The organism is Natrinema gelatinilyticum (genome assembly GCF_024266705.1).
Taxonomy (GTDB): domain Archaea; phylum Halobacteriota; class Halobacteria; order Halobacteriales; family Natrialbaceae; genus Natrinema; species Natrinema gelatinilyticum.
Genome location: NZ_CP100756.1, coordinates 2,307,112 through 2,319,702, shown reverse-complemented (window position 1 = coordinate 2,319,702; position 12,591 = coordinate 2,307,112). Strand labels below are relative to the sequence as shown.

The window sequence follows — 12,591 nt, the reverse complement described above, 5'->3', positions numbered from 1 at the left end:
CGGTCTCACCCGAATCGGGACGGAACCCGGACGATCGTTCAGGTCAGGAGAACTACGACCTGATCCAGCCAGGACTGGACTGCCCGCTCGAGGCAACGTACTGCCGTCGAACGATCGAGACCGACGCGCTAGTTGCCGCCGTCCAGCGAGCGAGGACGTCTCGGATGTGGCCGTCGCACAGCACTCGACCGTCCTGGTCCGGTGAGTCACCACCCGTGATTCGTTCTCGCCCCCCGAGTATTCCCGCACCGATCCGTCGTCCCACGGGCACTCGTCACCGCGATACCGAGTTTTTTGCTCTGTAGGATCGCTAGACGGCGTCGCCTCAATCTCGTTATCTTCGTAGAAAGCGAAGAGACGGATTACTTTGGTATCCGAATTCCGTCTCCTCACCCGAGAAATCGTTGCGAAAGCTAAAAACGTTGTCGAGAATCCGGACGAACCCGCCGACCCCGTAGGGGGTGGCGGGTTCGCCGAATGGGCGATGCTCACGTTGCAAGCACTGCGGATCGAACTCGGGAAATCCTACCGCCAGACAATCGATCTGTTGAGCGAAATGCCCGGCATTCTCGACGAAATCGGCCTCACGCGGCTTCCGCATTTTACCGTCCTGCGTGACTGGTTTGAGACTATCTCGATGGAGACCTATCGTGCGTTTCTCGGCGAATCAGCCGAGAAACGCACTGGCCATGCCGCGATCGACTCGACTGGTTTCGACCGCGACCAGCCCTCGCGGTACTACGCGACGCGAAAACACTACCGCGTTCGCTCGCTCAAAGTCACTGCCCTCGTGGACGTGAAAACGCTGTACGTCTACGATGTTCACTGTACGACCACGAAAAAACATGATGCGAAGATTGGTCCGCAGGTCGCTCGGCGAAACGCCGAGGACCTGCGGTCATTGGCCGCTGACCGTGCTTACGATGGAAAGCCATTCCGAGACGATCTTCATCTTGATCGCATCCGACCGTTGATCAAACACCGGATCTACTCCTCGCTCGACCGGGCACACAACGCCCGGATGAGCAGCTGCTGGTACAATCGCCGCTGGATGGTTGAGACTGTCTTTTCGTCGATCAAGCGCACGCTCGGCTCCGCCGTGCGTGCGCGAAGCTGGCACCTCGAATTCCGCGAGATGGTGCTCAAATGTGCCGTCTACAATCTTCGTCGAACAGTTAGATATCCGTAGAATCAACCGCAGTGTATCGGTTTTCGACCGGCGGTGGCATTAGTGAAAACGCCGAAATCAAGCTTCGTCTAGCGATCCTACGAAGCAGAGTTTTTTGTAGTCGCGCGAGAGTCCTCGAATATGTCACCGACCGAGGGCGAGACCGTTGCGGACTTCGACGCGCTTCTCTGTGACGGCGAGACGTTCCGATCGACGGCACTCTCCGACGCGCTCGGCGCTCGAGGGGGCGTCGTCGTCTGTACCGGCTTCGCGTTCAGCGCGGTCGCCCAGAACTGGTGGAAACGGTTCGTTCGTGCCGGCTGGGACGAGTTCGAGGACGTTCCAGTACTCGGTGTGAGCCGCGACGGACCCTACGCACAAAACGAGTTCCTCCGGTGGTTGGATCGACCAGACTTCCAATTCTTCGCGGACGTAAACGGTGCAGTCAGCGACTCGCTCGACCTGCTTGTCGACCGGTCGCACATGGCCGGCGTTTCGACGCCGTGGCGGGCCGCGTTCGTCCTCGATTCCGACCGGGAGGTCACGTACGCCTTCGTCGCCGACGACTGGATCTCGCCGCTTCCCCGCGAGGAAATCGAAACCGCTGTCGCGGAGCTATAGTGGGACCCCCGACCAGTTTCGTGGTGGGTCGAACGCTCGGGGCTCGCGGTAGAACGTCCCACAGTCAGGGTTCGCAGTAGAGCGTTTTGCCGTGCTGTGCGCACTCGATCCGAAGCGGATCGTCGTAGGTTACCGAGACGTGGTCGATCGCCTGAACGTAATGCGCGGGCAATCCACCCTGCGACCGCCGATTGAGCTGTCGTATCAGCCCGGCGTCACGGAGGCTCTCTACCTTCCTGTAGGCCGTCGACTTGGGAAGGTCGAGCGCATCGGCAATCTCTGGAACCGTCGTCGGCTCCTCGACGAACAGATACACGGCTCGAGCGTCGTCGTCGTTGAGCAGATCCATGATCAATCGGGGCTCACACCCGAGTTCTCCGTCCCGTTCGGCCCGCGGACACCGGATCGGTTCCTCGACTGTGTCGCTCATATTACTCGATTTCTCCCGGGCTGGCTTACGTGTGCCTCCAATTCCCGCAGACTGGCACCGACCGCATTCCTCACGTGTTTCGATGGTGCCGACGCGACGCGGGCCGGTATCGTCGAGAACGGCACTGTCGCTGCCGTTCGATCTCTCGTACCGGCTCCGATTAGATCCTACACCGGCGTTCCGAACGCGTACATCGTCTCGTGGGCCGTGACCTCGAGATCGACGAAGTCGCCGGGTTCGATGCCGTACTCGCTCGCGTTCTGAACGATGAGCTGGCGGTAGGCCGAGTCGCGGCACTTGACGGAATCGCCGGTGCCCGCTTCGACGACCAGCACGTCCTCGCGACGCTCGCCAACCATGTCCGCGTAGGCGTCGGCGACGATGTCGCGTTTGAGTTCGCTCATCGCCTTCGAACGCGCTTTCTTGGTCGTCCCACCGAGACCCTTCAGATCGGCGGCGTCGGTGCCCGGTCGCTTGGAAAAGCGAGTGACGTTGATCTTCTCCGGACGCGTCTCGCGGAGCAGCGCCATCGACTGCTCGTGGTCGTGGTCGGTCTCGGTTGGGAAGCCGACGATGAAGTCCGTTGAAAGCGTCCAGTACTCGAGCATCTCGTCGAAGGTCTCGACCACCTCGAGATACTCCGCGACCTGATGCTGACGGCGCATGTCGCCGAGGACGTCGTCCGACCCGGATTGAACGGGTGCGTGCAAGAAGTCGTAGAGTTCGTCGTTCGCCGCGAAGACGTCGGCGAGTTCCTCACGGATGCCGTGGACGCCTTTGGGGTTCGCCATCCCCACTCGAACCCGAAACTCGCCGTCGATCTCACAGATGCGCTCGAGCAGTCGGTGCAGTTTGCGTTCGCCGTCGTCCCAGCCATAGACGCCGGTGTCCTGACCGGTGATGCGAATCTCCTTCGCGCCGGCGTGGATCAGCGCGCGGGCCTTCGCGACGTTTTCTTCGATCGGCGGAGAATCGATCTTGCCGGTCGCGTGTTTGGTGATACAGTACGAGCAGTCGGACATGCACCCCCGGGCGATCGGAAGGATGCCGACGACGCCGTCGAGGACGGGTTCGGCGTCGGGCGTCGTCGTCGGACACTCCCCGTTGGTGACCGCCTCGGGAACCTCGTCCCAGTGGAGGACCTGCCCGTCGATGCCCGCCTGTGCGAATTCGTCGCCCTGGGCAAGCGCCATACAGCCAGTGATGAAGAGGTCGGCCGTCTCGTCGGCCAGTTCCTCAGCCCGCCGGAGCATGTTTCGCTCGGTCTTCTCGACGACGGTACAGGTGTTGAGAATGGCCACGTCCGCTTCGTCGACGCCGTCGACCCGGTAGTGGCCCGCATCGCGGAGCCGCTGCTCTATCTCGCGGCTCTCTCCGCGGTTCGACGTACAACCGTACGTCTCGATGTGATACCGGGCCATCCACTTGGAACTCTCTCGGGTCTCGCGAATCAAAAGCACGACGATCGAAGTCGTACTCGATCATCGATCAGTTGCGCCGCTCTCGGCTCGCGCGGGCAGAGTCACGCTTGTACTGGGAGCTCGAGCGGCCGTCCAGCCACGAACGACTACTGGCGACTCAGTCGTCGAGTCCGGCAGTAACGCCGTCTGAGGCGGCTCCGCTTCGGAAGACCAGATAGAGGACCAGTACGGCGATCAGGAAGTCGAAGCCGTGTTCGACCAGGTGGTGAACTGTCATCGGGACGAGTCCGAGGACGGTTCCCAGTCCGGTGAGCGACCGAACGACGAGAAGGCCGAGCACGACCACGATCAGGCAGTACCGGGTCGTCCGCCGCCGGCCGTACGCAGCGAGTCCGACGACGAACAGGACCGTCGTGCCGAGAACAGCGAGCGCGATCACTGCGACGAGGACGGGAGCGAGTTGTGGGTCAAGCCACTCTCCGGCGACCGACATTGCGACCACCATGGGATCGATACACCCATTCGGACCGACACGCACCTATTCGCTTCGGTGTTTCCCGCGTTCGAAGAGCACGGTCGTCGGTCGAATCAGCAGCCGCCGGTAGATTGCCGCTGGAACCCGTTCCCCGCAAGATCGCACTCGAGCCGTCTCTCGTCTGCATTACCGTGCGTCTCGTCGGTCTCGTCGGTCACGTGTCGTGTTATCAACACGAGGACGATACCGCCACGTTTCGACGGCGACCGGGTCGTAGAGCGTCGAATTGTTACTCGAGGGCGGTCAGAGATGCCGTTCGTCCTATTTTCGAACCAGTCCGGAACCGGGACGTACTGTCAAATCGTATATTTGTTTTATATCCATATACGACGTACGTAGTATCGGTGAATCCAATGAGTAGAATTACAACAAGCATGAGGTCTGTCGGAGGCTACTCCCTCGAGAACGAATGGCGTCCCCTCGCTCTTTCGGGAGCAGTTATCGGTCTTATCGGGATCCTCGCGATGGCCTTCCCCTTCGTGACGGGACTGTCCGTATCGCTCGCGATCGGCGCGTTGCTCGTCGTCGGCGGGATCGTACACGGCGTCCACGCGTTCACCGTCCGCGGCTGGCGCGGATCTGCCTGGCAAGCGGCTCTCGCGATCGTCTCGGTGGTCGCCGGCCTCGCCGTCCTCGCGGCACCTACCGTCGCGCTCCTCACCCTGACGCTGGCGCTCGTCGCTTACTTCGCCGTCGACGGCGTGGCGGAACTGGCGACCGCGATGCGGATGGAAAGCTCGTCGGGGCGAACCGCTATCGCTTTCAGCGGCATCATCTCGTTCGTCCTCGCCGGCCTCCTCTGGGTCGGCTTCCCGGCCACCGCAGCCTGGGCGATCGGCCTGCTCGTGGGAGTCAACCTCCTCGTGATCGGCCTCGCGATGATCACCGTCGCCGTCACCAGCCGGTCCGACGACGCGACGACCCCGCCCGCGACCGAACCTCGCAGCGCGTAGTTCCTTTTTAGCACACGCCGGAATGCGGTCCGCGCTCGAGCGGCCGGACCGATCGACGCAACACGGTTTCGATGGTGATGGACGGAGAGACCGGGCGGTTATTCAACGCATCGCCTTGAACGGCAGGTGTGAACCTCTCGATCGTCGATCTCGCGCCGGTTCCCGACGGTGGGACCGCGACTGAGGCGTACGAAAACACGGTCGAACTCGCGCGAACGGCCGAGAAACTCGGGTACTCGAGGTTCTGGGTGGCCGAGCACCACGGGATGGCAGATTCGATCGCGAGTACGACCCCGGAGACCCTGATCGCGTATCTCGCGTCCGCAATCGACGAGATCCGGATCGGTTCCGGGACGGTCCTGCTCAACCACTACCAGCCGTTCAAGGTGGCGGAAACGTTCGCCACCCTCGATGCGCTGGCACCAGGTCGCGTCGACCTCGGACTCGGCCGGGCAACCGGGATTCCGGCAGTGGACCGTGCCCTGGGGACCAGACGACAGAAACGGAACCCCGACGAAGACCACGCCGAGAAGATCGACGCAACGGTCAGCCACCTCTACGACGGGTTTCCGGACGACCACCCGTACGCCGAGTTGCAACTCCCGCGCTCCGCCGACGACGTCCCCGAGGTGTGGGTCCTCGGCTCGAGCCCCTCGAGCGCCGAAATCGCCGGTTCGCTCGGCCTCCGGTACTGTTTTGCCGGGTTCATCCGGCCGAATCTCGCCGAACGTGCGTTCGAGACGTACCGAGGCTCCTTCGAGCCCTCGTCAGTCGGCGCAGGACCAGACGAACCGGACGGAATGCTCGCGATGAACGTTGCCTGCGCCGAGACAGACGGCGAAGCTGCGCGACTTCGGGCGACCGCGGAAGCGACCTACGAGCGGATGCGACGCGGCGACGTCGGCCGAACCCCGACCGTCGAGGACGCGATCAACGAATTCGGCGGCGTTCCGGAACCGACGCCGAATCCACTTCCGGACGGTGACTGGCCGCGCTCGATTTCCGGGAGTCCGGCGACGACGACGGACCTGCTCGAGCAGTTGACCGATCGGGTCGGCGTCGACGACGTGATCGTCCAGAATATCATCGCCGATCACGACGACGTGCTTCGGTCTCACGAGCTCATCGCCAACGGGTTCGACCGCTGAAACGGTTCGTGGTCCCGAGAAGTCGATCCGACTACCGTTCCTCGAACACCGAATCGAAGAACTTCCGTTCGGCCGTCCGGAGGTGCTGGTTGAACGTCGCCGGCGCGATGCCGAGCCGGTCGGCGATTTCCTCGCCCGTACTCCCGCGGGGCCAGTCGAAGTACCCTGCGAAGTAGGCCGTCTCGAGGGCTGCCCGCTGCTTCTCTGTCAGTTCTTCCTCGAGAACGGACGGCGAACCGGAGTCGCCGCGCTCGCGCCGCTCGGTCGTGCGCTGGGCGAGGTAGGTGACGTCGTCACGTCTGGCTTTGATCAACTCGATCATCCGGCGAGTGTCCCGACCGCGCGGGAGTTCAACGACGAATCGGAACTCACCCTCGTCGATCGTCGCCGACGCGACGCGACCGCCGTGGGTGGCGATCGTCTCGAACAGCGAGACGGCCGCGGGTGCCACGAGTTCGAATTTGAAGTCGTCGCGTCGCGACGCGAGGAATCGAAGATCATCGAGGCCGTCGGTCCGATCGACGACCTCGCGAAATGCGTCCTGTGAGACGCCGCGTGCCGATCCGTAGGCCAGCAGCGTTTCGTCGCCGCCGACCAGTTGCTCGAATTCGATCGTACACGACTCGGCTGCCGAAAGGTCGACCAGCGGTTCTGCCATCGCATCGACGCGAAACTCGAGTTCGATGACGGCGTCGCTGACCAGGGCGTCTTTGCGTTCGATTGCCGTGATCGCGTGGGCGACGACGTCGCCGATGCGGGCAAGAATGTCGGTTTCCGGCCCTGCGAACGCCCGTGGCGACGACGAATACACGCCCAACACGCCGTAAATGAGGTCTTCGTGGCTGATCGGAATCGCAGCTAACGACTGATAGTCGCGGGCGCGTGCCGCCTCCCGCCACGGTTCGAATTCGGGAGCGGTTTCGACGTCGTTCATGACCTGAACCTGACCGGTCCGGATCGCCGTTCCACCCGGTCCCCGACCGCTGTCGTGGTTCTCGTCGACGGTGATTTGGATTTCGTCGAGGTACCCCTCCTCGACGCCGGCCGCCACCTTCGGAACGACGCTGTCGCTGCCAGGGTTGACCTCGCCGATCCAGGCAAATCGGTAGGCGTCGGATTCGGCGAGCCGATCGCAGACCTGCTGTTCGAGCTCCGTCCGCGTTTCGGTCGTGATCATCGCGTGCGTGATGTCGTGGCCGATCCGGTTGAGCCGGTTGAGCGCCTCGAGTTGCTCGCGCTGCTGGCGTCGCTCGCGCTGCTGGTTGGCGCGTTCGATGGCGTGGTGGATCGTCCGCACCAGCAGTTCACTCGTTACCTCGTCTTTGACGAGGAAGTCCTGGGCACCGCGCTGAAGCGCCTTGACGCCGACTTGCTGATCACGGACGCCGGTCAGGACGACGATTGGCGTCTCCGCCGTTTCCGCGTTGACCGTCTCGAGGGTTTTGAGCCCCTCGCTATCGGGGAGGTTCAGATCGAGGAGGATGATGTCGACCGACTCGGATTTGGCCGCCGCGAGTCCGTCCTCGAGGCGATTTTCGCGAAATGTTTCCGGCGGCTGGCTCACGTCTTCTGCGGGACGGACGCGTTGGACGAGTTCGTCGGTATCCCGAAGCATCTCTTGGATCAGCCGAGCGTCGCCGGGATTGTCTTCGATCAGGAGGATCCGAAGCGCGTCGGCCGGTGTCGCGTCCTTTTCCTCGGCCGGTTGCGTGTCGGTCTCGCTCATGAATTATCGACCTCCGGCGGGAGCCGAACGACCGAAAACCAGAACTTCTCGAAGGCACGAACGGTCTCGATGAACTCGTCAGGATCGACCGGCTTCGTGAGGTAGGCGTTGGCGTGGAGTTCGTAGGACTTGACGACGTCTTCTTCCGCTCGCGAACTCGTCAGGACGATCACGGGGATCGGGCGAAGCGCCGGATCGTCTTTGAGTTCCTCGAGGACGTCTTCGCCGTTCTTGACCGGGAGGTTGAGATCCAACAGGACGAGATCCGGTCGCGGCGCGTCGCGGTAGTCGTTGCGCCCGGAGAGAAAGTCGAGCGCATCGGCACCGTTGGAAACGACGTGCAGATCGTTCTCGATACGGCCCTGTTTGAACGCTTCCTTCGTCAGGCGGACGTCGCCGGGGTTATCCTCGACTAACAGGATCTGTGCCGGTTCGGGTTGAAAGGGTTTCGAGTCAGTCATTGGTCGTCGAGTCCCCGTCTCGGTCGGTACGGCCTCGAAACGTCAGCACCGGTGGTGCGGGGTCGGCGTCGTGGCAGTGGCGTCGGTCGAACGGTCAGGAAACCCAATCCAAACGGTTCGACGCCAGTGCGCCCTCGCGCGGCTCCGGCGTCGGTCTCCGCGGTCCCCGCCTTGCGGTCGGACGGCTCGAGCGTCCGTCGTCCGAATGCCGCAGCGGCCGTCCGACGTCGGCCGGGAGAACGGAGCGGACCTGACAAATCCGAAGGTGTCATCGTACGGTTGAAAAAGCCGGCGAGCCGTGTAAACCTGGCGCTGATCTTCAGTCGGTTCTGACCGTCAGTTCGGCGTGACAATCGCGATTGCAAGACGATCGGTTCCGACCGTCAGTCGGTAAACGTCGACAGCCGGACCGTCCGGCCGTCGCGCAACGAACGTCGAATCCGGGAACGGTCCCAACCGAACGGCGAGACGACGCTCTCGCAGGCTCGCACGAGCAGCGTCGCGTAGTAGTCTGCGTCGTATGCGCGAGGCTCCTCGAGCGCGAGCCGGACGCGCTCTGGGCCGCGGGCGTCGTCGTCTGCGACGACGTACTCGACCGATTGGCCGGGACGACGGTCGATCCCACGACGCTCGTACCGCTGGAGCGCCGCGACGGTGTGGGTCCGCTGACTGTAATCGGCGAGGCGCCGTGAGACGCGTTTCGTAACCGTGAGAGCGGCCGGGTCGACATCGCCGACTCGAAGCTCGCGCAGCCGTCGGCCGAGGACGTCACAGACGGCCTCAGGATCGGGCTCGCAGTCGAGCGCGTCGACGAACGCGCGCTGGCTGTCCGCCACGAACGGCGGCGTGCTCCGCTGGCGAACCTCGATACCCCGAAACTTGTACTCGCCACTCGAGCGCTTGCCGAAATACCTGGTGAGCGCACCCACCGACGCGCCCCGGCCGGCACGACCGGCGCTGGAACTGCGGCTCCCGCTCCGTCCAGTGCGTCCGCCGGAACCACCGCGTCCGACCGAACTACTGCCCCTGATCGAGTCGCGTACCGGAACGAAACACACCCACTCGTAGCTGCCGTCGTGCTCGAGTGGAATCCCCACCGTCGTGGAGATGTTGGCAGTCACGGCCTCGAGCGGCTCCGGCTCGTCGACTCGCGGCGTCACCCAGAGGCTGTCGACGATGCCGTGGATGATCCGCCAGCCTGCCTCCTCGAGCCGCCGTTTGGCCGTCAGGGCGATTTCTCGGGCGTACGCGTTGATCGTCTCGTGGCACTCGATCCGACCGAACGTGGCGTTTCGGTACCCCTGATAGCCGAAACAGGAGACGAGGACCCACTTGATCGCGCCCGATTCGGCGCGAAGTCGAGCGGCTTCGTCATCGGGAGGCTCGTCGTCGAGTCGTCGCTTGATCGCGGCTCGATCCGTGATCAGCGGCTCGAGGACCGCGGGAAGAAAGCCGTCGGCCTCGCAGACCTCGTAGCCGAGGTCGGGGACGGTATTCGTCCCGGCGTGGTCGATATCGTCGGCACCGCAGTCGCAGCCGACCGTCTCCGGACTCACGTTGTGCGCACAGATGATCCGGGGATACAGCGAGGCGAAGTCGATTTCGTAGACGTCCTCGTGGAAGCCGACCTCGGGCGAGAAGGTGAACCCGCCGCGGTCGGCCGCGTGCAGCGTCTCGACGTCGGTGAACCGCTCCGGTTCCCACTTGTTCCACGCGGCGAGGACCGCCTCTCGTCGACGGGCGAGCCGGATCTGTCTCGAGGTCAACAACGTGCCGATGCTCCCCCAGGCGGCTTCCTGCAGCGGTCGGCCCGTTCGCTCGACCATGTAGAGAATCCCTGTCAGTCCCGACTGGTGCCAGAGGAAACTGTTCGAGATGTCGATAATCGCCCGACCCGGGACGCGGTACCGCGCGGGCGAGTGGCCCACCCGCCCGTAGCTCGCGTACGTGTTCTCACTCGCCAGTTTTGTCAGTCCCGGCAGGCGGCCGAGGCGGAACTCGAGGCCCAGCATTTCGGCCCGCCGATCGAGCGCCGGTACCAGTTCGGCGTGGCTCACGACGAGGACGTCCGGATCCCGTCGCTCGAGGTGGTGCCGGAGCGTTCGGAGGACGTGCGGTTCGTCGCCCTCGACGGACTCGCCGTCGAGTTCCAGTGCCGAGACGTCTCCGTCGGCCAGCGCGGCCTCGTCGAGGGCGAGCCGGAGCATCCGCAGCTCCCGGTCCGGCGTCGGATCGACGCCTCGGTCGAGGCAGTATCGAAACGCCGGCGCGAGGTCTACGTCGAACAGCCGGAACGTGCCGGGAGCGTGCGTCTCGTGCTCGTAGACGCCCCGAATTTCTCGAGCCAGCGTCCGGATCTCGTCGATGCGCTCGAGATCGACTCGGAGGACACGGCTTCGCTCGCCCGCGTGGGCTTCGTGGAGGGTCGTCGCCCACCGTTCGGTTCGAGTCGCGACGACTTTTGGATCGACCTCGAGTCGATCCCGGAGGTCGGCGAGTGCACCGTCGGGACCGGCGACGAACAGCGACGGTGCGTAGTCTGCGACGGTCGTCAGCTCGGCCCCCTCTTCGGTCAGGGCCCACTCCCGCACGGTCCCATCCTCGAACTCGAACGTGAAGGGGCTCATTCGGTGCCGTCTCCGGGGGACCCGCCTTTCCTGCCAGCGGGCTCGTCTGCACCCTCGGTGGAGTCGATACAGTTACCGACTTCCTCGCGCCGAGTGCGCTCCGCGCGCAGCCGGCGCAGTTCGACCTCGTGAGCGAGCAACAGCGACAGCACGAGCGCCCGCTCGGGCCGTGGCGGATTGGCGTACCCTGCCGCGTCGGCGAACGCTCGAGCCCGGTCGAACAGCCGGTCGAAGTCGTCCTGGTACTCCCGGCGCAGCGCTCGGCGCATCGGCTCCCACTCCGACTCGAGGCGTCGGAGGGCGTCGCGGTAGGTCGGGTTCGTGCGTCCCATTAGCCGCTCACCTCGAGTAGCCCCCGATCGTGGGCGGCGACGACGGAATCGACCGCGTCGACGGCGCCGCAGAGCTCGACCCAGTACGGGATCGTCGTCTGCCAGACGGTTCCGTGCCAGTATCCCGCCGTCGCGCTCGCCAACTCCGCGTTCTCGCCCGTGGCCTCGAGTCTGAGCCCCTCTCGCGTGCGGGTACAATCGATCGTCGTATCCGCGTAGTCGACGACCGCACTGGACGCGGCGTCGTCACGATCGCTGCCGATCTGGCCGCTGCGTCCGGCGCTCGAAAGCACCACCGGACAGTCGAGTATCTGCCCCAGTTCGGACAGAATCTCGAGGCTCGCGGTTAACAGCTCATCGCGCTCCCACGCCGCGAGGTCGTCGTCACGGTAGAGGCTGTCGACGTTCGGCGCGACGAGCACAGACGTCGTCGGCCCGGCCCGTCGGGCAACCGTTCGTACTAGCGAGTGATGTTGATAGGCGGTAAACGCCCGCGCAACCCGCAGATCCTCGAGGACGCGCGGACTCGAAGCACAATCGTACAGGACGTGGGTCGAGGCCGCGTTCCGCGCGTCGATCCAGTAGGCCACTCCACCATCGCAGTCGGCGAGCCGATCGCAGACCAACCGGTGGACGATTCCCGACTGCGGCGACGGAACGTTTAGCAGCGTCATTCCGGGCTCGAGTTCGAGTCGGTGCATACGTGATGGCTGGCGCGGACACGCATAAGCGGCGGAACCCGGTTTCCGACATTTCCGAAACTCGGTTAATCGTCGAAACGGGCGGTCGGAGCGCTTCTCGAGGCCGATTTCGAATTGCCAATTTCGTTTCCGAAACCCGCAGGATCATCATGCGACCGGTCGAATCCGAACGGCGATTTCGTCGAGACCTGCAACCTCGAAGGCGAGTTCGGTTCCATTTCGGAGACCGTCACACCGCCGTCGACCGGTCGGCTTCGTTCCACACCGACCGCCGCCATGGTCGGGACGAGCGACTCGATCCCCGAGGCGACTCGAACTAAAACGAAGCGACTCGAACCGAAACGGGGCGGCCGACAGGCGGAGTCGGTCGGGACGGATCGGTTCGTCGATTCCGGCCGAACGGGCTGTGATCTGTGGTCAGTGACCGATGACCACTGACCGGTGACTGCTGACCAGTACTCAGTGACC

General features: G+C 64.0%; 13 protein-coding genes. 5 read left to right on the top strand and 8 right to left on the bottom strand.

Annotation, left to right across the window (positions count from 1 at the left end; all coding sequences use genetic code 11):
* The first annotated feature begins 367 nt into the window (after positions 1–367).
* Both NJU76_RS11295 and NJU76_RS11290 read left to right on the top strand, forming a co-directional pair.
* Positions 368–1,189, top strand: coding sequence for an IS5 family transposase (locus NJU76_RS11295; protein ID WP_254528552.1), 822 nt, complete (start codon positions 368–370; stop codon positions 1,187–1,189).
* Positions 1,190–1,309: 120 nt separating this feature from the next.
* Positions 1,310–1,789, top strand: coding sequence for a redoxin domain-containing protein (locus NJU76_RS11290; protein WP_254528550.1), 480 nt, complete (start codon positions 1,310–1,312; stop codon positions 1,787–1,789).
* 64 nt (positions 1,790–1,853) lie between these two features.
* On the opposite strand, the gene NJU76_RS11285 is transcribed toward NJU76_RS11290, so the two are convergent.
* The 3 genes from NJU76_RS11285 to NJU76_RS11275 form a co-directional block, all read right to left on the bottom strand.
* Entirely contained in the window at positions 1,854–2,219 is a 366-nt protein-coding gene (locus tag NJU76_RS11285) for a helix-turn-helix domain-containing protein (protein WP_254528548.1), read from the bottom strand.
* Between the two features lie 167 nt (positions 2,220–2,386).
* Positions 2,387–3,640: a tRNA (N(6)-L-threonylcarbamoyladenosine(37)-C(2))-methylthiotransferase gene (locus NJU76_RS11280; RefSeq protein WP_254528546.1), complete on the bottom strand. Its 1,254-nt coding sequence runs from the start codon at positions 3,638–3,640 to the stop codon at positions 2,387–2,389.
* A gap of 157 nt (positions 3,641–3,797) precedes the next feature.
* Entirely contained in the window at positions 3,798–4,133 is a 336-nt protein-coding gene (locus tag NJU76_RS11275) for a DUF7471 family protein (protein ID WP_425604269.1), read from the bottom strand.
* A 395-nt stretch (positions 4,134–4,528) separates the two neighbouring features.
* Between NJU76_RS11275 and NJU76_RS11270 the strand changes: the two genes are divergently transcribed.
* Both NJU76_RS11270 and NJU76_RS11265 read left to right on the top strand, forming a co-directional pair.
* Positions 4,529–5,128: an HdeD family acid-resistance protein gene (locus tag NJU76_RS11270; RefSeq protein WP_254528542.1), complete on the top strand. Its 600-nt coding sequence runs from the start codon at positions 4,529–4,531 to the stop codon at positions 5,126–5,128.
* Positions 5,129–5,256: 128 nt separating this feature from the next.
* On the top strand, positions 5,257–6,276 hold the full coding sequence (locus NJU76_RS11265) for an LLM class flavin-dependent oxidoreductase (protein WP_254528540.1): 1,020 nt from the start codon (positions 5,257–5,259) through the stop codon (positions 6,274–6,276).
* A 31-nt stretch (positions 6,277–6,307) separates the two neighbouring features.
* Here the strand turns inward: NJU76_RS11265 and NJU76_RS11260 are convergent, their stop codons facing one another.
* From NJU76_RS11260 to NJU76_RS11240, 5 genes are all read right to left on the bottom strand, one after another.
* Entirely contained in the window at positions 6,308–8,002 is a 1,695-nt protein-coding gene (locus NJU76_RS11260; RefSeq protein WP_254528538.1) for a bacterio-opsin activator domain-containing protein, read from the bottom strand.
* The gene (locus tag NJU76_RS11255) at positions 7,999–8,463 is read right to left on the bottom strand and encodes a response regulator (protein ID WP_254528536.1); all 465 of its coding nucleotides are present in this window, start codon (positions 8,461–8,463) and stop codon (positions 7,999–8,001) included. The genes NJU76_RS11260 and NJU76_RS11255 overlap by 4 nt, the downstream gene beginning before the upstream one ends.
* A gap of 383 nt (positions 8,464–8,846) precedes the next feature.
* On the bottom strand, positions 8,847–11,090 hold the full coding sequence (locus NJU76_RS11250; RefSeq protein WP_254528534.1) for a DNA polymerase domain-containing protein: 2,244 nt from the start codon (positions 11,088–11,090) through the stop codon (positions 8,847–8,849).
* On the bottom strand, positions 11,087–11,422 hold the full coding sequence (locus NJU76_RS11245; RefSeq protein WP_254528532.1) for a DUF8156 family protein: 336 nt from the start codon (positions 11,420–11,422) through the stop codon (positions 11,087–11,089). The genes NJU76_RS11250 and NJU76_RS11245 overlap by 4 nt, the downstream gene beginning before the upstream one ends.
* On the bottom strand, positions 11,422–12,123 hold the full coding sequence (locus NJU76_RS11240) for a hypothetical protein (protein ID WP_254528530.1): 702 nt from the start codon (positions 12,121–12,123) through the stop codon (positions 11,422–11,424). The genes NJU76_RS11245 and NJU76_RS11240 overlap by 1 nt, the downstream gene beginning before the upstream one ends.
* Positions 12,124–12,237: 114 nt before the next feature.
* On the opposite strand from NJU76_RS11240, the gene NJU76_RS11235 reads away from it, so the two are divergent.
* Positions 12,238–12,561, top strand: coding sequence for a hypothetical protein (locus NJU76_RS11235; protein ID WP_254528529.1), 324 nt, complete (start codon positions 12,238–12,240; stop codon positions 12,559–12,561).
* The last annotated feature ends 30 nt before the right edge of the window (positions 12,562–12,591 follow it).